Origin of the sequence: Acidovorax sp. Root219 (assembly GCF_001428665.1) — a bacterium.
In the GTDB taxonomy this organism is placed as follows: Bacteria; Pseudomonadota; Gammaproteobacteria; order Burkholderiales; family Burkholderiaceae_C; genus Acidovorax.
This window is the reverse complement of the sequence record NZ_LMIJ01000046.1, coordinates 117061-137091: the sequence shown is the minus strand read 5'-3', so window position 1 is coordinate 137091 and position 20031 is coordinate 117061. Positions and strand designations below refer to the sequence as shown.

23 protein-coding genes and 2 tRNA genes are annotated in these 20031 nt (G+C 64.2%); 13 read left to right on the top strand and 12 right to left on the bottom strand.

What is annotated here, in order from left to right:
* Window positions 1-6: 6 nt before the first annotated feature.
* From ilvN to ASE28_RS29125, 5 genes are all read left to right on the top strand, one after another.
* Window positions 7-498 (top strand): acetolactate synthase small subunit, encoded by a 492-nt coding sequence (gene ilvN, locus ASE28_RS29145; RefSeq protein ID WP_007857867.1) that lies wholly within the window; start codon window positions 7-9, stop codon window positions 496-498.
* 160 nt (window positions 499-658) lie between these two features.
* Window positions 659-1675, top strand: a complete 1017-nt coding sequence (ilvC, locus tag ASE28_RS29140) for a ketol-acid reductoisomerase (RefSeq protein ID WP_057205799.1) — start codon at window positions 659-661, stop codon at window positions 1673-1675.
* A gap of 276 nt (window positions 1676-1951) precedes the next feature.
* Window positions 1952-2785, top strand: a complete 834-nt coding sequence (gene pssA / locus ASE28_RS29135) for a CDP-diacylglycerol--serine O-phosphatidyltransferase (protein ID WP_057269551.1) — start codon at window positions 1952-1954, stop codon at window positions 2783-2785.
* Between the two features lie 216 nt (window positions 2786-3001).
* Window positions 3002-4540, top strand: a complete 1539-nt coding sequence (locus ASE28_RS29130) for a 2-isopropylmalate synthase (protein WP_057269550.1) — start codon at window positions 3002-3004, stop codon at window positions 4538-4540.
* Between the two features lie 115 nt (window positions 4541-4655).
* Window positions 4656-5735, top strand: a complete 1080-nt coding sequence (locus ASE28_RS29125; protein WP_057205804.1) for a serine hydrolase — start codon at window positions 4656-4658, stop codon at window positions 5733-5735.
* A 133-nt stretch (window positions 5736-5868) separates the two neighbouring features.
* On the opposite strand, the gene ASE28_RS29120 is transcribed toward ASE28_RS29125, so the two are convergent.
* From ASE28_RS29120 to aat, 3 genes are all read right to left on the bottom strand, one after another.
* Window positions 5869-6714, bottom strand: a complete 846-nt coding sequence (locus ASE28_RS29120; RefSeq protein WP_057205806.1) for an IclR family transcriptional regulator — start codon at window positions 6712-6714, stop codon at window positions 5869-5871.
* A gap of 92 nt (window positions 6715-6806) precedes the next feature.
* Complete coding sequence (locus tag ASE28_RS29115) at window positions 6807-7592, bottom strand: arginyltransferase (protein WP_057205808.1); 786 nt, start codon at window positions 7590-7592, stop codon at window positions 6807-6809.
* On the bottom strand, window positions 7589-8347 hold the full coding sequence (gene aat / locus ASE28_RS29110) for a leucyl/phenylalanyl-tRNA--protein transferase (RefSeq protein ID WP_057269549.1): 759 nt from the start codon (window positions 8345-8347) through the stop codon (window positions 7589-7591). Before aat ends, ASE28_RS29115 begins: the two co-directional genes overlap by 4 nt.
* 185 nt (window positions 8348-8532) lie before the next feature.
* On the opposite strand from aat, the gene ASE28_RS29105 reads away from it, so the two are divergent.
* Window positions 8533-8961 carry a hypothetical protein gene (locus ASE28_RS29105; protein WP_157422173.1) on the top strand — a complete coding sequence of 143 codons (429 nt, stop codon included), beginning with the start codon at window positions 8533-8535 and terminating at the stop codon, window positions 8959-8961.
* 21 nt (window positions 8962-8982) lie between these two features.
* On the opposite strand, the gene ASE28_RS29100 is transcribed toward ASE28_RS29105, so the two are convergent.
* Complete coding sequence (locus tag ASE28_RS29100; protein ID WP_057269547.1) at window positions 8983-9651, bottom strand: lysozyme inhibitor LprI family protein; 669 nt, start codon at window positions 9649-9651, stop codon at window positions 8983-8985.
* A 166-nt stretch (window positions 9652-9817) separates the two neighbouring features.
* Here ASE28_RS29100 and ASE28_RS29095 point away from each other — a divergent pair, with 166 nt between their 5' ends.
* The gene (locus ASE28_RS29095) at window positions 9818-10414 is read left to right on the top strand and encodes a molybdopterin-dependent oxidoreductase (RefSeq protein ID WP_082608313.1); all 597 of its coding nucleotides are present in this window, start codon (window positions 9818-9820) and stop codon (window positions 10412-10414) included.
* A 143-nt stretch (window positions 10415-10557) separates the two neighbouring features.
* Here the strand turns inward: ASE28_RS29095 and ASE28_RS29090 are convergent, their stop codons facing one another.
* Window positions 10558-10794: a hypothetical protein gene (locus tag ASE28_RS29090; protein ID WP_057205816.1), complete on the bottom strand. Its 237-nt coding sequence runs from the start codon at window positions 10792-10794 to the stop codon at window positions 10558-10560.
* A gap of 117 nt (window positions 10795-10911) precedes the next feature.
* Entirely contained in the window at window positions 10912-11493 is a 582-nt protein-coding gene (locus ASE28_RS29085) for an XRE family transcriptional regulator (RefSeq protein WP_057269546.1), read from the bottom strand.
* 86 nt (window positions 11494-11579) lie between these two features.
* On the opposite strand from ASE28_RS29085, the gene ASE28_RS29080 reads away from it, so the two are divergent.
* Window positions 11580-12122, top strand: coding sequence for a GNAT family N-acetyltransferase (locus ASE28_RS29080; RefSeq protein ID WP_057269545.1), 543 nt, complete (start codon window positions 11580-11582; stop codon window positions 12120-12122).
* 153 nt (window positions 12123-12275) lie between these two features.
* Here ASE28_RS29080 and def read toward each other — a convergent pair whose 3' ends face one another.
* Window positions 12276-12815, bottom strand: coding sequence for a peptide deformylase (gene def, locus ASE28_RS29075; RefSeq protein WP_057269544.1), 540 nt, complete (start codon window positions 12813-12815; stop codon window positions 12276-12278).
* A gap of 205 nt (window positions 12816-13020) precedes the next feature.
* Here def and ASE28_RS29070 point away from each other — a divergent pair.
* Both ASE28_RS29070 and ASE28_RS29065 read left to right on the top strand, forming a co-directional pair.
* Window positions 13021-13096: transfer RNA gene (locus tag ASE28_RS29070), tRNA-Asn, on the top strand.
* Window positions 13097-13184: 88 nt separating this feature from the next.
* Window positions 13185-13260 (top strand) — tRNA-Asn (locus ASE28_RS29065).
* 224 nt (window positions 13261-13484) lie between these two features.
* Here the strand turns inward: ASE28_RS29065 and ASE28_RS29060 are convergent.
* Complete coding sequence (locus tag ASE28_RS29060) at window positions 13485-13841, bottom strand: hypothetical protein (RefSeq protein WP_057269543.1); 357 nt, start codon at window positions 13839-13841, stop codon at window positions 13485-13487.
* 261 nt (window positions 13842-14102) lie between these two features.
* Between ASE28_RS29060 and ASE28_RS29055 the strand changes: the two genes are divergently transcribed.
* On the top strand, window positions 14103-14660 hold the full coding sequence (locus ASE28_RS29055; RefSeq protein ID WP_057269542.1) for a hypothetical protein: 558 nt from the start codon (window positions 14103-14105) through the stop codon (window positions 14658-14660).
* Window positions 14661-14849: 189 nt separating this feature from the next.
* A complete protein-coding gene (locus tag ASE28_RS29050) occupies window positions 14850-15293 on the top strand; it encodes an SHOCT domain-containing protein (protein ID WP_057269541.1) in 444 nt (147 codons plus the stop codon).
* A 91-nt stretch (window positions 15294-15384) separates the two neighbouring features.
* Here the strand turns inward: ASE28_RS29050 and ASE28_RS29045 are convergent, their stop codons facing one another.
* Entirely contained in the window at window positions 15385-16308 is a 924-nt protein-coding gene (locus ASE28_RS29045) for a LysR family transcriptional regulator (RefSeq protein ID WP_057269540.1), read from the bottom strand.
* 74 nt (window positions 16309-16382) lie between these two features.
* Between ASE28_RS29045 and ASE28_RS29040 the strand changes: the two genes are divergently transcribed.
* A complete protein-coding gene (locus tag ASE28_RS29040) occupies window positions 16383-16976 on the top strand; it encodes a GNAT family N-acetyltransferase (RefSeq protein WP_057269667.1) in 594 nt (197 codons plus the stop codon).
* A gap of 76 nt (window positions 16977-17052) precedes the next feature.
* On the opposite strand, the gene ASE28_RS29035 is transcribed toward ASE28_RS29040, so the two are convergent.
* From ASE28_RS29035 to ASE28_RS29025, 3 genes are all read right to left on the bottom strand, one after another.
* Window positions 17053-17811, bottom strand: a complete 759-nt coding sequence (locus ASE28_RS29035; protein WP_007857914.1) for a 3-hydroxyacyl-CoA dehydrogenase — start codon at window positions 17809-17811, stop codon at window positions 17053-17055.
* Between the two features lie 136 nt (window positions 17812-17947).
* Entirely contained in the window at window positions 17948-19000 is a 1053-nt protein-coding gene (locus ASE28_RS29030; RefSeq protein WP_057269539.1) for an extracellular solute-binding protein, read from the bottom strand.
* Window positions 19001-19346: 346 nt separating this feature from the next.
* Complete coding sequence (locus ASE28_RS29025; RefSeq protein WP_057205851.1) at window positions 19347-19895, bottom strand: phasin family protein; 549 nt, start codon at window positions 19893-19895, stop codon at window positions 19347-19349.
* Window positions 19896-20031 lie beyond the last annotated feature (136 nt).

Here is a 20031-nt window from a genome sequence, read left to right as displayed (position 1 = left end):
TTCACCATGAAACACATCATTGCCGTTTTGCTGGAGAACGAACCCGGTGCGCTGTCGCGCGTCGTGGGCCTGTTCTCTGCCCGTGGCTACAACATCGAATCGCTCACCGTGGCGCCCACCGAGGATCCATCGCTGTCGCGCATGACGATCCAGACCACGGGCTCCGACGACGTGATCGAGCAGATCACCAAGCACCTGAACCGCCTCATCGAAGTGGTCAAGGTGGTCGACCTCACCGAGGGTGCCTACACCGAGCGCGAGCTCATGATGGTGAAGGTGCGCGCCGTGGGCAAGGAGCGCGAGGAGATGAAGCGCATGGCCGATATCTTCCGCGGCCGCATCATCGACGTGACCGAAAAGAGCTACACCATCGAGCTCACCGGTGACCAGTCCAAGAACGACGCCTTCCTGCAGGCCATCGACCGCACCGCCATCCTGGAAACCGTGCGAACCGGCGCCAGCGGCATCGGCCGCGGCGAGCGAATCCTGCGCGTGTAACGGATTTGCCTTCGACCGGCTAGCGTCGTTGGGCAGCCTTGCCGTGCCAAAGCACTGTCTGCGGCTCCCCGCCTAGCCATCCGGCCGAATCCAAATCCGATGTAAGACAATCGACTGTTTATTTTTCAACCCAAACAACGTATTTCAACCGGAGCGACCCATGAAAGTTTTCTACGACAAAGACTGTGACCTGAGCCTGATCAAGGGCAAGACCGTTGCCATCATCGGCTACGGCTCGCAGGGCCACGCCCACGCACAGAACCTGAACGACAGCGGCGTGAAGGTCGTGGTCGGCCTGCGCAAGGGCGGTGCCTCGTGGGACAAGGTCGGCAAGGCCGGCCTGAACGTGATGGAAGTCAACGACGCGGTCAAGGCCGCCGATGTGGTCATGATCCTGCTGCCCGACGAGCAGATCGGCGAGGTCTACACCAACAATGTGGCCCCCAACATCAAGCAAGGCGCTTCGCTGGCGTTTGCCCACGGCTTCAACGTGCACTACAACCAGGTCGTGCCCCGCGCCGACCTCGATGTGTGGATGGTCGCCCCCAAGGCCCCTGGCCACACCGTGCGCAACACCTACACCCAGGGCGGCGGCGTGCCCCACCTGGTGGCCGTGCACCAGGACAAGTCCGGCAAGGCCCGTGACCTGGCCTTGTCGTACGCCATGGCCAATGGTGGCGGCAAGGCCGGCATCATCGAGACCAACTTCAAGGAAGAAACCGAGACCGACCTGTTCGGCGAACAGGCCGTGCTGTGCGGCGGTGCCGTCGAGCTGATCAAGATGGGTTACGAAACCCTGGTCGAAGCCGGCTACGCCCCTGAAATGGCCTACTTCGAATGCCTGCACGAGCTCAAGCTCATCGTGGACCTGATCTACGAAGGCGGCATTGCCAACATGAACTACTCGATCTCGAACAACGCCGAGTACGGCGAGTACGTGACCGGCCCTGAAGTCATCAACGAGCAGTCGCGCCTTGCCATGCGCAATGCCCTGAAGCGCATCCAGAGCGGCGAGTACGCCAAGATGTTCATCCAGGAAGGCCGCCTGAACTACCCGAGCATGACCGCCCGCCGCCGCAACACCGCCGACCACAGCATCGAAGTGGTGGGTGGCAAGCTGCGCGCCATGATGCCCTGGATTGCCAAGAACAAGCTGGTCGACCAGACCCGCAACTGATCTCGCGATCCACTGCGCCCTGCGTACACGATCCAAAAGGCCACTTCGGTGGCCTTTTTCGTTGCCGGGTGGGGCTGGGCATGCCACCTGCGGCGGGCCGCATGGCCTTGCGTAATCAATTGTTAACAGGTACATGGCCCGGGTGCCTGCCGGTGCAGCTACACTGCGCCTTCGGTTCTCTCGGAGGGGGTGCCATGCGCCGTGCGGCGCAGGTGCCGAATACTATAAATTGGGTAGCTGTTCACGCCGGCCGGTCTGGCGATGGAGATTTGTTCGATGCATGACGGCAAGGATTCCGCCGACGGTTCTGGTGTGATGGTGCGCAAGCGGCGCAAGGGCATCTACATCCTGCCCAACCTGTTCACGCTGGCGGCGTTGTTCGGGGGCTTCTATTCCGTCGTGATGGCCATGAACGGGCGCTTCGACCTGGCGGCCGTGGGCGTGTTCTGCGCCATGGTGCTCGATAGCCTGGACGGGCGCGTGGCCCGCATGACCAACACGCAAAGCGCCTTCGGTGAGCAGATGGATTCGCTGTCGGACATGGTGTCCTTTGGCGCCGCACCCGCGCTCATCGCCTACGAATGGTCGCTCAAGGGTCTGGGCCGCTGGGGCTGGATCGCGGCCTTCGTCTACTGCGCCTGCGCCGCGCTGCGCCTGGCACGCTTCAACGTGAACACGGGCGTGGTGGACAAGCGCTACTTCCAGGGCCTGCCGTCGCCTGCAGCCGCTGCGCTGGTGGCTGGCTTCATCTGGCTCATGACCGAGCTCGGGGTGCAACGCGGCATGGACACCTGGCTCACCTGGAACCAGGTCACCTGGATCATGTTCGCCTTCACGCTGTACGCCGGCCTCACCATGGTGACCAACGTGCCGTTCTACAGCTTCAAGGACATCCAGATGAAAAAGAGCGTGCCCTTCGTCGTGATCGTGCTGATCGCGCTGGGCATCGCCGTCATCAACATCTCGCCGCCCATCATTCTGTTCAGCGTGTTCGTGCTGTATGGCCTGAGCGGCTACGGCGTGTACGCCTGGCGCAAGGCCAAGGGGCAGCACAGCAGCGTGATCAGCACCTCCACCGACGAACCCGACGAGCGCGGCCTGCACAAATGACGGCAGCGCGCCGCATTGGCTGCACTTGTGCTACATTGCACGGCATGAACACGTTGGCCATTGCAATCCTACTGCTAGCTCCCCACGGGCGGAGACGGTAGGCGCACGCGCACACGTTTTCCACAAAGGCCCGTATGCACCCGCAACGGGCCTTTTGCTTTGGGCGCCAGAATTCAGCGTTGCGGACCACCCCACCATCAATACCAGGAGAACCCCATGGCCGACAAACTCATCATTTTCGACACCACCTTGCGCGACGGCGAGCAATCGCCCGGCGCCTCCATGACCAAGGACGAGAAGCTGCGCATCGCACGCCAGCTCGAGCGCCTGAAGGTGGACGTGATCGAAGCGGGTTTTGCGGCCAGCTCCAATGGCGACTTCGAGGCTGTGCAGGCCATTGCCCACGCCATCAAGGACTCGACCATCTGCTCGCTCTCGCGCGCCAACGACCGTGACATCTCGCGCGCGGCCGAAGCGCTCAAGGAAGCCAACAGCGCGCGCATCCACACGTTCATCGCCACCTCGGCGCTGCACATGGAAAAGAAGCTGCGCATGACGCCCGAGCAGGTGCTCGAGCAGGCGCGCCAGTCGGTGCGGTTTGCCCGCAACCTGGTGGCCGACATCGAGTTCAGCCCCGAAGACGGCTACCGCAGCGACCCGGACTTTTTGTGCCGCGTGCTCGAAGCCGTGATCGCCGAGGGTGCCACCACCATCAACGTGCCCGACACCGTGGGCTACGCCATCCCCGAGCTGTACGGCAACTTCATCAAGACGCTGCGCGAGCGCATTCCCAACAGCGACAAGGCCATCTGGTCCGTGCACTGCCACAACGACCTGGGCATGGCCGTGGCCAACTCCCTGGCCGGCGTGAAGATCGGCGGTGCCCGCCAGGTGGAATGCACCATCAACGGCCTGGGTGAGCGCGCCGGCAACTGCTCGCTCGAAGAAGTCGTCATGGCCATCAAGACACGCCGCGACTACTTCGACCTGGACCTGAACATCGACGCCAAGCACATCGTGGCGGCCAGCCGCATGGTCAGCCAGACCACCGGCTTCGTGGTGCAGCCCAACAAGGCCGTGGTCGGCGCCAATGCCTTCGCCCACGCCAGCGGCATTCACCAGGACGGCGTGCTCAAGGCACGCGACACCTACGAGATCATGCGCGCCGAAGACGTGGGCTGGAGCGCCAACAAGATCGTGCTGGGCAAGCTCAGCGGCCGCAACGCCTTCAAGCAGCGCCTGCAGGAGCTGGGCGTGAGCCTGGAGAGCGAGACCGAGGTCAACAGTGCCTTCACCCGCTTCAAGGAGCTGGCCGACCGCAAGAGCGAGATCTTCGACGAGGACATCCTGGCCCTGGTCAGCGACGAAAGCGTGACCGCCGAGAAGGAGCAGTACGGCTTTGTCTCGCTGTTCCAGCAAAGCGAAACCGGCGAGCACCCCCGTGCGCGCATCGTCTTCACGGTGGACGGCCACGAAGTGCGCGGCGAGTCCGAAGGCAATGGCCCGGTGGATGCATCCTTGAAGGCCATCGAGTCCCACGTCAAGAGCGGTGCCGAGATGGTGTTGTATTCCGTCAACGCCATCAGCGGCTCCACCGAGAGCCAGGGCGAGGTCACCGTGCGCCTGCAGAACAGCGGCCGCGTGGTCAACGGAGTGGGCGCTGACCCCGATATCGTGGTCGCGTCAGCCAAGGCCTACCTCAGCGCGTTGAACAAATTACAAAGTAAAGCTGACCGGGTGGCTGCACAGGGATAAGTGTTGAATTTATAATTCATTCACTTTCTTGGAAAGTCGCGCAAGGTCTTGATCTTGCGCGACTTTTTTTGATTCTGTACACTGGCCCACACTTCTTACCCTTTGGAGCACTTTGATGCACCATGGCCGCAGCACCGCAATGAACCGTTTTTTCCAGCTTCTGGGCTTTGTTGTTGTGAGTGCGGCGCTTGCGTCGCCCATGGCGCATGCCAACGAGCGCAAGAAGGCGCCCGCCAAGAAGCAGGTGGCATCCGCCACCGCCAAGAAGTCCGCTGGCCCGCGCAAGGCCGCCGTTGCCGCCAAGCCGGTGCGCGTCTCGGCCAAGACCTCCAGGGCCGCCACCCGCGTGGCCTTCATCCCCGCCAAGCCATCGTTTGGCCAACTGGCCGGCCTGCACGAAGTCAATGACCCCCTGGACCTCAAGTCCAGCGTGGCCCTGGTGATCGACCAGGACACCCATGAAGTGCTGCTCAGCAAGAACGACCACGCCGTTCTGCCGATCGCATCGCTCACCAAGCTCATGACCGGCCTCATCATCTCCCAGGCCAAGCTGCCCATGGATGAGCAGCTGACCATCACCCAGGATGATGTCGATACCGAAAAAGGCAGCCGCTCGCGCCTGACCGTCGGTTCCACCATGACCCGCGGCGAAATGCTGCACCTGGCCCTGATGTCCAGCGAGAACCGCGCCGCCCACGCCCTGGGCCGCACCTTCCCCGGTGGCCTGGACGTGTTCGTGGCGCAGATGAACGCCAAGGCGCGCCTGCTGGGCATGACCGACACCAAGTACGTCGAGCCCACGGGCCTGTCCAGCCGCAACCAGAGCAGCGCCCGCGACCTGGCCACGCTGGTCAACGTGGCCCATGGCGACCCTGTCATGCGCGAGCTGTCCACCTCGCCCGGCTACGAGCTGGCCCTGGGCGCGCGCACCCTGCAATTCAACAACACCAACGGCCTGGTGAAGAACCCCACCTGGGACATCGGCCTGCAAAAGACCGGCTACATCTCCGAAGCCGGGCGCTGCCTGGTGATGCAGGCCCAGTTCGCCGGCCGCAAGGTCATCATGGTGTTCCTGGACTCGGCCGGCAAGTTCAGCCGCCTGGGTGACGCCGAGCGCGTGCGCCACTGGGTCGAATCCATGCCCGCCGCCATCAGCCCCGTGAAGACTGTCGTCCACGGCAACACCAACGGCTGAAGAGGCGCTGCCGGCCCCATGCCTTGACCGGTTGGCAGGCAGCCAGGCAAAACTCCCGACAAAACAAAACCCCGGTGGCGCGAGCCCCGGGGTTTTGTTTTTGCCTGGTGTCCAGCCGCGTTGACCGCAGCTGTCAGTCGGCGGGCGTGTGCGCCATGTCGCTGCCGTGCAGCGATGAGGACAGGGCGGGCGTAGGCGCCTTGGCCTGCACGTAACCCAGCGCCAGCGAGATCTCCTGCGCCGTGGCCTGCAGCTTGGCCATCCAGCCCTCGTCCAGCCGGTCGGCCGGGGCCGAGATGGACAGGCCGGCCACCAGCTTGGCCTGGTCGTCGTACACGCCGGCGGCCATGCAGCGCACGCCCAGTTCCAGCTCCTCGTTGTCGCGGGCAATGCCGTACTGGCGCGCCTTGGCCAGCTCGCGCTCCAGCACGGGCAACTGGGTGATGCTGTTGCGGGTGTGGCCGGCCAGCCCGGTGCGGGTGGCATAGGCGCGCACGCGCTGCGGGTCGTCCAGCGCCAGGAAGAGCTTGCCGGTGGAGGTCAGGTGCAGCGGCGCACGGCCGCCGATGGCGCGCACCACCTGCATGCCCGAGCGCTCGCTGTAGGCGCGCTCCACATACACGATCTCGTCGCCCTGGCGCATGCTCAGGTTCACCGGCTGCTGGATCAGCTTGTGCAGGTTGCGCATGGGGGCCAGCGCCGCATCGCGCACGCTCAGGCGCGCCTTCACCAGGTTACCGAGCTCCAGCAGGCGCATGCCCAGCCGGTAGCTGCCCGACTCGGGCCGGTCCACAAAGCGGCCGATGGTCAGGTCGTTCAGGATGCGGTGCGTGGTGGAGGGATGCAGACCCGTCTTCTCGCTGATTTCCTTGAGCGAGATGGCGTCCTCACGCGATGCGAGCACGTCGATCAGCGTGAACATGCGCTCCAGTACCTGGACGCTGGGTTTGATCGGGATACCAGGGTCGATTTTTTTCATGGGCTGCAGGAATGCGGGAACGGTGTGGAGTAAGGGATATCCACAACATCCTCTGATCGCTGCATCTTACCTTGTGAAATGCAATGGCACCATCAGGTGCCCTGGGCGGCCCCGCCCGGGGTGCCACCTGCGTGACTGCGGTCAACGCAGTGCCACACATTGTCCTGGCGGATCTCGTGCGGCAGAAAGCGCGCCTTGTAGTTCATCTTCGGGCTCGCGGCGATCCAGTAGCCCAGGTACACATAGGGCAGGCCCATGGCGCGTGCCTGCTCGATCTGCCAGACCACGTTGTAGGTGCCGTAGCTGGCACGTGCTTCGGGTTCGTAGAAGGTGTACACGGCCGACAGGCCGTCGTTGAGCACGTCGAGTATGGACACCATCTTCAGCGCGCCGGGTTCGCCGGTGGCGGCATCCACCTCGCGGAACTCCACCAGCCGCGAGTTGACGCGGCTTTGCAGCAAAAACTGGGTGTACTGGTCGATGCTGTCCTGGTCCATACCGCCACCCGCGTGGCGGCCGTTCTGGTAGCGCAGGTACAGCTGGTAGTGCTCGGGCACGAAGCACAGGCGCAGCACACGCGCCTGCAGCGCGCCGTGTTGCACCGCCGAGCGGCGCTGGCTGCGGTCGGGGCGAAACTCGCTGGCGCGCACGCGCAGCGGGGTGCAGGCCTGGCAGCCATCGCAATAGGGGCGGTAGGTGAACATGCCGCTGCGCCGGAAACCCGTGGCCACCAGGCCCGAGTACACATCGCTCTGGATCAGGTGGCTGGGCGTGGCGACCTGCGACCGCGCCTGCCTGTCCGGCAGGTAGCTGCACGGGTAGGGCGCTGTCGCATAGAACTGCAGGGTCTGCAGCGGCAGGTCGTTGAGTTGCGTCATGCCATGGGCGTGGGGTGGGCCAGCAGTTGATTCCAGTATACGGGCTCGAAAGTCCACGCGCCGCCCGGCAGGTCTTGCGCCACGGCGATCTTGCGCAGGAACTGCTCGCGCGGGATCTCGCGCGCCCCCAGCGACGCCAAGTGGCGCGTGTTCTGCTGGCAGTCGATCAGCGCCACGCCCTGCACACGGCAAAGTGCCACCAGCGCCGCCAGCGCGATCTTCGAGGCATCGGTCGCATGCGCAAACATCGACTCGCCAAACACCGCCCGCCCCAGCGCCACGCAGTACAGGCCGCCTACCAGTTGCCCATCCACCCAGGTCTCCACGCTGTGGGCCGAGCCCGCCGCGTGCAGCGCCTCGTAGGCGCGCACCATGTCCGGCACGATCCAGGTGCCCGCCTGCCCCTCGCGTGGGGTCGATGAGCAGGCGCGTATCACCTGGCCAAAGGCCGTGTCCACGCGCACCTCGCAGTGGCTGCTGGCGGCGGCAAATTTCTGCAGCGTCTTGCGCAGCGAGCGGTGCAGCCGGAACTCGGCCACCGGCAGCACCATGCGCGGGTCGGGCGCCCACCACAGAATGGGCTGGCCCTCGCTGAACCAAGGGAAGGTGCCCTGCCCATAGGCCGCCCGCAGGTGCTCCACATCCAGCGCTCCACCGGCGGCCAGCAGGCCCGGCGCCGGATCGCGGGGGCCCCAGGCACTGGCCGGGTGAGGGAAGGGGTCATGGGGTTCCAGCCAGGGGAGTTGGGCGGGCATGGGGGCAGGGGTTGCGAAGGGTGGTTTGTTGGATTGTGCGGCAACATCCGGTTCCATCGTGGCGCGGGCCGTGTGCGCTATGTCGGATGCAGGCGACAAATTTCCTGCTGCATCGCCGTGGCATGTGCCATCCGGTGCCAGCGGCCTGCACAATGCCGCGATCACAAGGCAGGAGAGGGGATCCCATGCGCCGTGGATATGGATTGGCATTGCTGCTCATCGTGCTTGCAGGCTGCCAGAAGCAGGAGGCACCCGACGTTTTCTATGAGCGCTACTACCAGAAGTCGGCCAGCGGCATTGCCACCCTGGAGGAAGAAGCCCATTTCTATTCCGCCAGGAAGCGCGCCGATGTAGAGCAGAAGATTCCCGCGATGATGAAGATGATGGGAAAGACGCGCGACGATGTAGCACGCGTCTATCTGGACATGTCCCAGACACTCGCGCGGTGCAAGAAGATCGAGCTGGCTGGGCAGAGCGTGTCTGGCAACGTGGCCGAGCTCACCTACCGGCAGACGGACGTGTGCGGCAGCACTTCCACATCGCCAGAGAGCCAAAAGGTGCGCCTGGTTGACGAGGACGGGTGGAAGATCGACCACGTGGAAATAAGCCTGTAGACCGCCTGGCCGGCGCGGGCGCTACTTGCGCCGGTACTCGCCCACAAAGGTCACGCGCATGCCGCCGCAGCCGTCATCGTCCTTCACGGCCAGTCCACCGCGCTGCAACGCCAGCGTCGCCGTGCAGCCATCACCGTCGTACGCCAGCAGCCCGTTGCGCAGGGTGCCCACGCCCCGTATCTCGCCCACGTTCACCTGCCCGTTGGCGGCGTTGGGGCCATACCAGACGGCATCGCCCGCCAGGTAGGCCTTGCCGTCCTGCAGGCCGACGATGGCCAGGCTGGCGCTGTCCTTGTCGGGCTTGCCCTGGAGGTAGCGGGTGTATGCGCCATTCCACTTGGCGCTTGCTGCGGTGGCGGGCGCAACGCTCTGCAGCAGCGCAATGCGGCCTGCGAACTCCTGGCCCAGGCAGCGGGCGTTTTTGCACTGCGTGACCTCATAGGATTGGAGCCATTCGCGCTGCCACTGCACCAGCTGCGGCCGGGCTTTGGAGCGCGTGATGGCCTCCTTGAAAGCAGTGTTGAGCTGCTCGTCCAGCGCGGAGAGCGGGGCATCCGAGCAGATCAGCTTTTCCATGGCCGAGCGGGCCTTGGCGCAATCGAAACTGGCAGCGCTGGCCAACGGGGCCAGGGCTGCGAACAGTGCCGCCAGGGCAAGGCGCAACAAGGGCTGGACAAGGGTGGTCGGCATGGCGGGGTTCCTGCTCGGTGAGAGTTTGCGCGCGAATCGTGCGGCTGGCAGAAATCATACGACCCTGCCAGGCCAATTGCCGCTTGACACCAGCGCATGCCAAACGCACGCTACGGCCCCGCACCAGCGATCCATACCAACAACCAACCATTCGGAGAAAACCATCATGATCAACAAGCGTGATTTTGTCGCCAGCGTCGGCCTGGCAGGGGTGATGCTGCCGGCTGCCAATGCCATCGCAGCCCCCGGCAACAAAGCCGGCAATGCGCAACCCGTTTTGCTGACGGTGAGCGGCGCCGTCGGCAAGACCAACCGCGGCGCGCTCGACCCCGTCATCGACCAGATGATGGGCAAGCACAGCATCCAGTTCAGCAAGGCCTTCGCGTTCGACGCGGCCGCGCTGCAGCGCCTGCCCGCAGTGACCATCAAGCCCACGCTCGAATACGACGGCAAGCCCCACACTCTCGAAGGCCCGTTGCTGGTCACGGTGCTCGAGGCCGCTGGCGTGCCACGCGGCAGCAATGTGCAACTGGGCCTGCGCGCGGTGGATGGTTACAACGTTGCCATCAGCCTGGCCGACGCCGCGCAGTACCGCATGATCGTTGCCACCCGCATCGACGGCCAGCCCATGGCGCTCGGCGGCCTGGGGCCGCAGTGGGCGGTGTACGACGCCGACAATGTGGCCCCCTTCAAGGACAAGCCCGTGAAGGAACGCTTTGCACTGTGCCCCTGGGGCATGTACCACATCGACGTGAAAGCTTGAGCCTGGACTTTGATGCCGGCATCTCAGAAAGTCCTCTATAGGTGTCATCGCATCCCTTCTCAGCGGCAACTGGTGCAGGCAGGCAGCAGGAGTCGTCCGGCCAGACGCAGCAACGACGCCAGAAGAGTTTTGTCAGCCGTTTCTCAACGCGTCTTGTCGTCGGTCTCGCCTGTCACGCCGGTGCCCTGCCGCGATGCCGGTTTGGGGTTGGGATGCTCTTCAATGGCGCCCAAGCGATGCCCCGATGGGTCTACCGCATCCACCGGCCCCACCCCGGGCTGCTCTCCGCCGGGCCGGTTGGCGTACGCTGGGCCGGGTGTGCCGCTTTCGTCTTTCAAACCATACTGGTTGTAGCCGGGCTTGGGTGTGTTGCTGGGCATGGCGTGCTCCTGGGGGATTTAAGCCTTCATGCTAGGCGCGCTACCCATGGCGGCTTGTAGGACCCTGTCGGCTGCGCCGGTGCTCGCCGTCCTGCCAACGCTTTGGCAGTAGGTAGTTCAATTGCTGCGCAAAAGCACCACGGCGTAGGTGCAATCCGCCGCCGTCTCGTTGCTGAACACGCAGTCCGCAGGCGGCCCCAGTTCCAGGCAATCCCCCGCATCCATCGCATGCCGGGTGTCGCCCTCCATGAACACCAGCGAGCCGGCCAGCACCCATATCAGCTGCCGCTTCGCCGTATAGGCCGCTGCAGGCATGGGCACCCGCGCACCGGCAGGCAGCACCACTTGCACCAGGTCCAGCGGCAGGTCGGAGGGGGGCGACACATGCGTGCGCACATAGCGGGTCTGCGGGTCGGTCCACACCGGTTGGTCGGCCCGGCGCAGCAGCCGGCCCTCCTTGGCCTCGGCGCGGGCGATCAGCTGCGACATGCTCAGCCCGAACGCGCCCGACAACCGCGCCAGCAAGGTCGCCGTGGGGCTCGATTCGCCCCGCTCCAGCTTGTGCACCATGGCCCGCGACACACCCGAGTGCGCCGCCAGGTCGGTCAGCGACCAACCCCGGCCCTCGCGCTCGATGCGCACGCGCGCGCCAATGCGCTGGCTCAGGCTATCGACTACGCTATCTACTTTGGTGGACATGTGTTTCATCATGGTGGACAATAATCCACCAAAATACGTTATTCGTCCATCATAGTGGATGGAGAACCTTGCAATCCCTGACAGCCATGACCACCCTACAAATACGCGATGCCCATGCGGGCGACATCGAAGGCATTCTCGCCATCTACAACGACGCCGTGGCCAACACCACCGCAATCTGGAACGAAACCCTGGTGGACGCCGCCAACCGCGCCGCCTGGCTGGCCGACCGCCAGCGCCTGGGCTACCCCGTGCTCGTCGCCATCGACGACCAGGGCGCCGTGGCTGGATACGCCTCGTTCGGCGACTGGCGCGCCTTCGACGGCTACCGCCACACCGTCGAGCATTCGGTCTACGTGCACCAGAACGCCCGCGGCGCAGGCCTGGGCAAGTTGCTGATGCAGGCCCTCATCGAGCGTGCCCGCGCCATCGGCAAGCACGTCATGGTGGCCGGCATCGAGGCCGGCAACACCGCATCGATCCAATTGCACGAGCGCCTGGGCTTCACCCAGGTGGGCCTGCTGCCCGAAGTGGGCACCAAGTTCGGCCAATGGCTGGACCTGGCCTTTCTGCAACTCAAGCTCGATGCGCGAACGGATCCTGATGGAGCAGGGCGAGGTGGTGCCTAAGTCGGTGTTTTGAGCCGGCTTCTCCCTCTTTTTGAAGAAGGAGAGCGGCTGGAAAAACTCAGCGAAGCGGTTCTCGCTAGGCGCTGCGTCGCAGGCAGTACGACTAGTACGACAAGACGCAGCAACAACGCCAGAAGAGTTTTCTCCAGACGCTCAATCGTCTTCTTGGGCGCTGATTTCGGGGAAGAGAATCTCCGTATACCCGAATTGGGTAAAGTCCCGCACCCGCATCGGGTACAGCTTGCCGATCAGGTGGTCGCACTCGTGCTGCACCACGCGGGCATGGAAGCCGTCCACCGTGCGGTCAATCGGGTCACCATACAGGTCGAACCCCGTGTAGCGAATGCGCGCCCAGCGCGGCACCTTGCCCCGCAGGCCTGGCACCGAGAGGCAGCCCTCCCAGTCCTCTTCTTCCTCATCACCCAGCGGCGTGATCACCGGGTTGATCAGCACCGTGGGTGGCACGATGGGCCGGCTCGGGTAGCGCGGGTTGCGCTCGTTGGAGCCAAAGATCACCAGTTGCAGGTCCACCCCGATCTGCGGCGCCGCCAGCCCCGCGCCGTTCACGGACTGCATCGTCTCCAGCATGTCGCGCACCAGCAGGTGCAGCTCGTCCGTGTCGAACGCGGTCACGGGCTGGGCCACGCGCAGCAGGCGCGGGTCGCCCATCTTCAGGATGGTGTGTATGGTCATGGGGCTGGAAGCAATGAGTGGATGAATGCGTGCTGTCATCAGGGTCGGCCACATCATGCCGCAAGGCCGCCAACCCCGCAGCGACAGGGCCCGCGAGCCCCTTGCCACCCGTGCATGTTCCGCGCGGAACACAGCCCGATGGCCAAGATCATCGCGCCGAGTGGAAAACGCCCAAGTTTTGTGTATATAATCTAAGTCTTGATGTTCCTCGATAGCTCAGTTGGTAGAGCGCCGGACTGTTAATCCGTAGGTCCCTGGTTCGAGCCCAGGTCGAGGAGCCAAAAATTCAGTGCCAGGCCCTGCATGTGTACGCGGGGCCTTTCACTTAGTCAGCCGATGAGCAGGCTGGCTTGAATTAGTACCAATCATTCCTCAATAGCTCAGTTGGTAGAGCGCCGGACTGTTAATCCGTAGGTCCCTGGTTCGAGCCCAGGTTGAGGAGCCATTCATTGGCAGTAAAAGGCTACCCTTTGCGGGGTGGCCTTTTTGCTTTGGGGTCGCACATCATCGCGCACCTCGATGCTGCCATCTTCGGTGGACGGCTGCAGGCATCGATGTCGGTGCTGAATTTGACGGATGGGATTGGCTCTGATCCGTCCTTGCGCATGCCGGCATGTTGCCGCTCTGGGCGCCCGAGCTGCTGTCGTTGCTGGTGTTTCTGGTCGCCCGCTAAGGCGACACAGGCCGTGCTGCATTCGCTGCCTTGCTGGCCTCGATCTCCTTGTCGCTCTTGGCTTGGGCATCCGGGGTGAGAAAGCTAACCCAGCACTTGGTATCGCACTGCATCCTGATCCGAACCTCTGGCGCGGACCAAGTGGCTACGCCTTGTCCCGGTTTCATGGAGGTCTTTTGAGGAGCGCCGAACCGGGCGCCAATGGACTGGACGATCTCGTTCAACCGGGAGACGTCGCGGGTTTCCACCGTGATGTCTTCCAGCACCAAGCCCTTCGTCACCGTGAAGTTGAAACTGGAATGCTCGGCCCAGCTCGGTAGCTTGTCCTTCTTGGCCAGGTGCACCATGCCCATCCGTCCCCCTCCTTGGTCACGAAAGGCTTGCTTTGCGCTGCGGCCCGCCAATCTCCAGCCTGTAGGACAACTGCCCGAGAGCGATGGCCTGGGGCGGGGCCTGTACTGTCACGGTGCGTAAACCAGTACGATTTGCACAGGTCAGGTGGGCAGGCTATGCGCAGGAGAACATTAATGATGATCCGCAAAAGGCCTCGATCGGGTTGGCAGGCGGGAGCACTGAGGTCGTGCATTGCCGTGGCCTGTTGCGGCCTTTTTGGCATGGCCGCATCGGCTGGTGTGACCGACGGTGACCTGTTCGGCCACCGCCTGGGCGCCCGTCTCGTGACGACCCCGGCCACCATGGGCTACTGGAGCCAGGGGCGGGCCATCATCATTGTCGACAAGCCGGAGATTCCGCCCGAGTTCGAGAAGCTCGAGCTGCTCACCACCCCCAAGACCTACACCATCGGCAACATCTACGCGAGCAAGAGCCTGCCGGAGAGAACGGCTGCCTTCACCCTGGCCGAAAAGTACAGAGACCTGTTGCCCACGCTCTACCGCGCGCAGTGCGTTCGTGAGCGGGATGGCTTTGGCGGGGTGGTGCTGGACATGCGCTGCGGCCAGTACCAGCTCACCATCCAGATCTACTCACCGGACCGGCAGAACCCCAACAACCAGTACACAGTGCAGATCGGCTTGACGATGGCGAAGGAAACCCGGGTCGGCTACGACTGGCAGGTGCTGCTGGACGAGGAGATGGATGCGGTTGACAAGGAGGGGCGCCAGCGCCGGCTGGAGCAAGCCAGAAAGGACAGGAGCTTGCGCGGCTTTCCTTAGCAGGTTGGGTGCCAGCGCGGCATGCGCCCGTCTTCGGTAAAGTCTGTTCGTTGGCGGGCTGGTGAACGGACAGCCATGCTGTGCGGGACGGGACGGGACGGAACGGGCCGCGCAGGCCTGCCAGGCCAAGCCTGTTTATCTTTTGTGCCAGAGAAATGATTGGAGGGGTTGATGGGACTGCGGTATTCCATGAAAGGCGTGCAAGACACGCTGGAGGTCTTTGAGGACAGGCTGACGATCACGCCCAAGGGAGTCCTTGGCTTTTTGAACAAAGGTCTTCAAGGTACCAAGACAATCCCTTTTTCCTCCATCAAAGCTGTGCAGCATCGAGAGGCCGGATGGATTGCCAATGGCTTTCTGCAGTTCACGATCCTTGGTGGCACAGAAAACATGGGCGGTGTGTTTTCGGCGGCCAAGGATGAAAACTCGTTCATTTTTTCCAACAGCGACAACAACAATGCGCGGGTGACGGAAATCAAGGAATTCATTGAACAGGCTGTCGCTCCCGTCGGGCAGGCCTCCGCAGGCCCTGTGAGCATAGGGGACGAACTGGTCAAGCTCGCATCCCTGCGGGCCCAGGGCATCTTGACGGAAGAAGAATTCCAGGCCGCCAAGAAAAAGATCCTGTCGTAGAGTCTGCGGGGCTGCCTTGCGCAAGCGCGGGCCGACGGGATGTGTGCCACGGCCCTGCCGCGTGCCCTGGTCTGGGATGAGCGATTTGCTGTCAACGCCTGGCAGCCTTGAGCGCCTCGCGTTGCTGGCTGCCCGTATGGCCCAGCGCCTTCAGCGCCGCCACCGTCTCCCGCAACCCCCGGTGCAGCCGCTTGTCCTTGCGCACCACCACGGCCAGGGTGCGGGCCAGGGGTGGTGACAGCGGCCGCACTTCCACGGCACTGCCATGCGTGCCCTGCACGGCCATGCCGGGCAGCACGGCGCAGCCCAGGCCGGCGGCGACCAGCTCCTTGATCGCCTCCACGCTGCCCAGCGACATGGCGGGCTGCAGGGCCACGCCGGCGCGGGCGAACCAGGCGTCGGCGATGCGGCGGGTCTGGCCGCCGGGCTCGAACAGCAGCACGGGGTGGCGGGCCAGGTCGGCGGCGGTTACCTTCTTGGGCAGGGCGGTGCCTTTGGGCGCGATGGCGACGAATGGGTCCTGCAGCACGGGCGTGACGTCGAGCATGCGGCCGCTGGCGGGCAGGGTGACCAGGCCCACGTCCAGCGTGTTGTCTTCCACGGCCTGCACGATGTCGGCGGTGTTGCCGGTGCGTACGGTGATCTCCAGGCCTGCAAAGCGCTGGCGCAATGCGCCCAGCACCGGCGGCAGCAAGAAGATGCAGGCCGTGGCGCCGGTGCCCAGGCGCACGCGGCCAGCCGTGCCGCTGGCGTGGTGGGCCACGGCGTGCAGCGCATCGGCCACGGCGGCATCGATGCGGGCCACGTGCACCAGCAGCTCTGCGCCGGCGGCCGTGGGGCGCAGCACGCGGCCCACGCGCTCCACCAGCGGGGTGCCCAGGCGTTTTTCTAGCTGGCGCACTTGCAGGCTCACGGCGGGTTGGGTCAGGTCCAGCCGCTGGGCGGCGGCCGAAAAGCTGCCCAGTTCGATGGCAGTGGCAAAGCCGTGCAGCTGGTCGAGGTTGATGCGTTCCATACCAAAGAATTTCTCATACTTTGCATAAGCTGTGAAAGCTTCTTTTATGGGCTGTGGCGCGCCACACTGGTGCCATGCATTCTTCTTCAGCGCTTACTTCGCCACTTTCCTCCTCTGTCGCGGCGCCGCACGTGCGCGATGCGGCCGATGCCGATCTGTCCGCCATCCAGGCCATCTATGCCCACCACGTGCTCCATGGCCTGGCCTCGTTCGAGGAGGTGCCACCCGGCGTGGACGAGCTGCGCACACGCCTTGCCGCTGTGCGCGCCGCGGGCCTGCCCTACCTGGTGGCCGATGTCGATGGCGCGGTGGCCGGCTATGCCTATGCCACGCTGTACCGCCCGCGCTCGGCCTACCGCCATACGGTGGAGGACTCGGTCTATGTGGCGCAGGGCATGGCGGGGCAGGGCCTTGGTGCGGCGCTGCTGGCCGCGATCATCGCGCGCTGCGAGGCAGGGCCCTGGCGCCAAATGATGGCAACCATAGGGCAGGGCGATGGCAATGCGGGCTCCATCGCGCTGCATGCGCGCATGGGCTTCACGCGCATCGGGGCCCTGCGGTCGGTGGGCTTCAAGCACGGGCAGTGGCTCGATACGGTGCTGATGCAGCGGCCCCTGGGTGTGGGTGACGGCGCACTGCCCGCAAGCGTGGCTGCGGCCGGTGCGTGACGCTGGCGCCTGGGCAGGCTCCGTAAACGACAACGCCCTGGCGCAGGCCAGGGCGTTGTCGGTTCCTTCAAAGAGCTTACTTCGGTGCCAGGCGGATCGCGCCGTCCAGGCGGATCACTTCGCCGTTGAGCATGTCGTTTTCGAGGATGTGCTTGACCAGCTTGGCATAGTCCTGCGGCGTACCCAGGCGGCTGGGGAAGGGCACGCCGGCGGCCAGCGCGTCCTGCACTTCCTGGGGCATGCCGAACAGCATGGGGGTGCCGAAGATGCCGGGGGCGATGGTCATGTTGCGGATGCCGTTGCGCGCCAGGTCGCGGGCGATGGGCAGGGTCATGCCGACCACGCCGCCCTTGGATGCGGCGTAGGCGGCCTGGCCGATCTGGCCGTCGTACGCGGCGACGCTGGCAGTGGAGATCAGCACGCCACGCTCGCCGGTGGCTTCGGGCTCGTTCTTGCTCATGGCTTCGGCGGCCAGGCGGATCATGTTGAAGCTGCCGATCAGGTTCACCGTGATGGTCTTGCTGAACACGGCCAGCGCGTGCGCGCCGTTCTTGCCCACGGTCTTTTCCGCGGGGGCGATGCCGGCGCAGTTCACCAGGCCGGCCAGCTTGCCCAGCGACACGGCCTTGGCCACCACGGCCTGGCCGTCGGCCTCGTTGCTCACGTCGCACTTCACGAAGGCGCCGCCGATGTCCTTGGCCACGGCTTCGCCCTTGTCGGCCTGCATGTCGGCAATGACCACGGTGCCGCCCTGGGCGGCCAGCATGCGCGCCGTGCCTTCGCCCAGGCCAGATGCGCCGCCGGTCACGATGAATACCTTGCCCTTGATGTCCATGTGCTGTCTCCTGAAAAGTAAGTGACGTTAACGTAAACGTCAATTATGGCCCAGCTCCACACGGGCGCAAAAAAGCCCGGGCGCTGCCGGGCTTGATCGGGGTGCCGCCGGCCGGGGCCGGGGCAGGGTGGCGGGCTTACTGGAAGCCCACGCGGTCCAGCATCTGCTGCACCTTGGTCACATTGGCGCCTACGGCGCTGATCGGGATGGTCTCGCTCTTGAATGGCGCATTGCCGGTCATGGCCTTGAGCGCCGGGTTGTCGATGTGCAGGCCCTTGGCGGCAGGCCACTCGTTGTTGCCGTTGGCAAAGTAGTTCTGCGCTTCGGCGCTGGCCAGGTACTCGAGGAACTTGATGGCGTTGTCGCGGTTCTTGGCGTTCTTGGCCACGGCGCCGCCGGCGATGTTCAGGTGCGTGCCCCACGATTGCTGGTTGGGGAACACCACGCCCACCTTGTTGACCACGGCCACGTCTTCGGGCTTGCCCGAGCGCATCATGCGCGCCAGGTAGTAGCTGTTGGTGACGGCGATATCGCATTCACCCGATGCCACGGCCTTGATCTGGTCGGTGTCGCCACCCTTGGGGGCGCGGGCCAGGTTGCCCACCATGCCCTTGAGCCAGGCCTCGGCCTTTTGCTCGCCCATGTGCTCGGTCACGGCGCCGAACAGGCTCAGGTTGTAGGGGTGCGAGCCCGAGCGGATGCACAGCTTGCCCTTGTTCTTGGGGTCGCCCAGTTCCTCGTAGGTGTCAACGTCTTCCTTTTGCACCTTGACCTTGTTGTAGACGATCACGCGGGCGCGGGTGGACAGGCCGAACCAGGCAATGCCGCCATCGGCCGCAGGCAAGCTGCGCAGATTGGCGGGGATGGCGTCGCTCAGCACCTTGGACTGGATGGGCTGGAACAGGCCATCGACCTCGCCCTTGTACAGGCGGGCTGCATCCACCAGCAGGATCACGTCGGCGGGGGAGGCGGTGCCCTCGGCCTTCAGGCGCGCCAGGATGCCGGCGTCGTCCGCGTCCACGCGGTTGATCTTGATGCCCGTGGCCTTGGTGAAGCCGGTGTACAGCGCTTCGTCCGTGGAGTAGTGGCGCGCCGAGTACAGGTTCACCACCTGCTCCTGGGCAGATACGGCGCCAGCGGCTGCGGCCAGTGCGCAGGCGGTCAGCAGGGCTTTCACGGTCTTCGACATGGAATGCATCTTTCGAGGTGTAACGACGGTGCGATGATAAAGCAAACGCGAATTATTCTTAATAAAACCAAGGGGGAGGGATGGATTTGATGCCGTGCCCCACGGGCGTGGATCCATCCATGGCAAGCGAAATCGCAGGCCGCCTGAATGCTATCAAATGAGGAGCAAACCAGGCAAAAAAAAGCCCGGGGTTACCGGGCTTTGAATTGGATCCAGGAAACGGGGGTTTCGAGAGGATCCAAGGAGACAACTGGGGGCCCCGAACTGCGTTCCGGGCCATGGGTTGAATTATCAGGGTAATCCCTGCGTTGCGCCTAGAGTCTGCACTCCAGACGCAGTAGATGGCTTAGCGCTTGCGGGGAGCAGCGGTCTTGGCGGCGTTGGCAGCGGTGCTGGCCACGGCGTTGAAGTTGGCTTCGGCCACGTCCGACGCTTGCTTGACGGCCTTTTGCACCGATTCAAACGCGTTGTTGGCAGCAGAGACGGCGCTCTTCATCACGGCCACGGCGGTTTCGGAACCGGCTGGGGCGTTCTTGGCGGCGCTGTCGACCAGGTTGGTGAAGCTCTTTTGAGCGTCAGCAGCTTGCGATTCGATAGCCTTGCCGAATTCGGCTGCGGTGCCCGAAGAGATGTCGTACAGGTGACGGCTGTAGGCAGCGGTCTTTTCAGCCAGGGGCTGGAACAGGCCGGCTTGCAGGGCCAGCAGTTCTTGTGCGTCCTTCACGCCCAGGAAAGCCTGGGTGTGGGTGGAGGCTTCCGACAGGGCAGCGCGCGAAGCGGTCACGTTCAGCTCGACCAGCTTTTCGACGCCTTCGAAAGCCTTGGTGGTCAGACCAAACAGGGTTTCGATGTTGGCCTTGTGGGATGCCAGAATTTGTTCAGCGGTCAGCGACATGTCATATCTCCTAAAAGTAAGGCCCGGGGGGCCGAGGTGGTTTACAGACAATCTGCGCTGTCGTTGACCTGGTGAGTCATGTTGCAGTGCAGCATGGGTTGGATTTTAGGGACTTGGTGGATGATTGCAAGTGCTT

What these genes read in the sequence shown, in the direction of transcription:
- ASE28_RS29115 (WP_057205808.1), bottom strand. Translation starts at nt 7,592, where the DNA reads ATGACGCAACTCAACGACCTGCCGCTGCAGACCCTGCAGTTCTATGCG.
- ASE28_RS29050 (WP_057269541.1), top strand. Translation starts at nt 14,850, where the DNA reads ATGAAAGGCGTGCAAGACACGCTGGAGGTCTTTGAGGACAGGCTGACG.
- ASE28_RS29045 (WP_057269540.1), bottom strand. Translation starts at nt 16,308, where the DNA reads ATGGAACGCATCAACCTCGACCAGCTGCACGGCTTTGCCACTGCCATC.
- ASE28_RS29100 (WP_057269547.1), bottom strand. Translation starts at nt 9,651, where the DNA reads ATGCCGACCACCCTTGTCCAGCCCTTGTTGCGCCTTGCCCTGGCGGCA.
- ilvC (WP_057205799.1), top strand. Translation starts at nt 659, where the DNA reads ATGAAAGTTTTCTACGACAAAGACTGTGACCTGAGCCTGATCAAGGGC.
- ASE28_RS29080 (WP_057269545.1), top strand. Translation starts at nt 11,580, where the DNA reads ATGACCACCCTACAAATACGCGATGCCCATGCGGGCGACATCGAAGGC.
- ASE28_RS29105 (WP_157422173.1), top strand. Translation starts at nt 8,533, where the DNA reads ATGCGCCGTGGATATGGATTGGCATTGCTGCTCATCGTGCTTGCAGGC.
- ASE28_RS29120 (WP_057205806.1), bottom strand. Translation starts at nt 6,714, where the DNA reads ATGAAAAAAATCGACCCTGGTATCCCGATCAAACCCAGCGTCCAGGTA.
- ASE28_RS29090 (WP_057205816.1), bottom strand. Translation starts at nt 10,794, where the DNA reads ATGCCCAGCAACACACCCAAGCCCGGCTACAACCAGTATGGTTTGAAA.
- aat (WP_057269549.1), bottom strand. Translation starts at nt 8,347, where the DNA reads ATGCCCGCCCAACTCCCCTGGCTGGAACCCCATGACCCCTTCCCTCAC.
- ASE28_RS29085 (WP_057269546.1), bottom strand. Translation starts at nt 11,493, where the DNA reads ATGTCCACCAAAGTAGATAGCGTAGTCGATAGCCTGAGCCAGCGCATT.
- def (WP_057269544.1), bottom strand. Translation starts at nt 12,815, where the DNA reads ATGACCATACACACCATCCTGAAGATGGGCGACCCGCGCCTGCTGCGC.
- ASE28_RS29040 (WP_057269667.1), top strand. Translation starts at nt 16,383, where the DNA reads ATGCATTCTTCTTCAGCGCTTACTTCGCCACTTTCCTCCTCTGTCGCG.
- ASE28_RS29125 (WP_057205804.1), top strand. Translation starts at nt 4,656, where the DNA reads ATGCACCATGGCCGCAGCACCGCAATGAACCGTTTTTTCCAGCTTCTG.
- pssA (WP_057269551.1), top strand. Translation starts at nt 1,952, where the DNA reads ATGCATGACGGCAAGGATTCCGCCGACGGTTCTGGTGTGATGGTGCGC.
- ASE28_RS29035 (WP_007857914.1), bottom strand. Translation starts at nt 17,811, where the DNA reads ATGGACATCAAGGGCAAGGTATTCATCGTGACCGGCGGCGCATCTGGC.
- ASE28_RS29130 (WP_057269550.1), top strand. Translation starts at nt 3,002, where the DNA reads ATGGCCGACAAACTCATCATTTTCGACACCACCTTGCGCGACGGCGAG.
- ilvN (WP_007857867.1), top strand. Translation starts at nt 7, where the DNA reads ATGAAACACATCATTGCCGTTTTGCTGGAGAACGAACCCGGTGCGCTG.
- ASE28_RS29095 (WP_082608313.1), top strand. Translation starts at nt 9,818, where the DNA reads ATGATCAACAAGCGTGATTTTGTCGCCAGCGTCGGCCTGGCAGGGGTG.
- ASE28_RS29025 (WP_057205851.1), bottom strand. Translation starts at nt 19,895, where the DNA reads ATGTCGCTGACCGCTGAACAAATTCTGGCATCCCACAAGGCCAACATC.
- ASE28_RS29055 (WP_057269542.1), top strand. Translation starts at nt 14,103, where the DNA reads ATGGCCGCATCGGCTGGTGTGACCGACGGTGACCTGTTCGGCCACCGC.
- ASE28_RS29030 (WP_057269539.1), bottom strand. Translation starts at nt 19,000, where the DNA reads ATGTCGAAGACCGTGAAAGCCCTGCTGACCGCCTGCGCACTGGCCGCA.
- ASE28_RS29060 (WP_057269543.1), bottom strand. Translation starts at nt 13,841, where the DNA reads ATGGGCATGGTGCACCTGGCCAAGAAGGACAAGCTACCGAGCTGGGCC.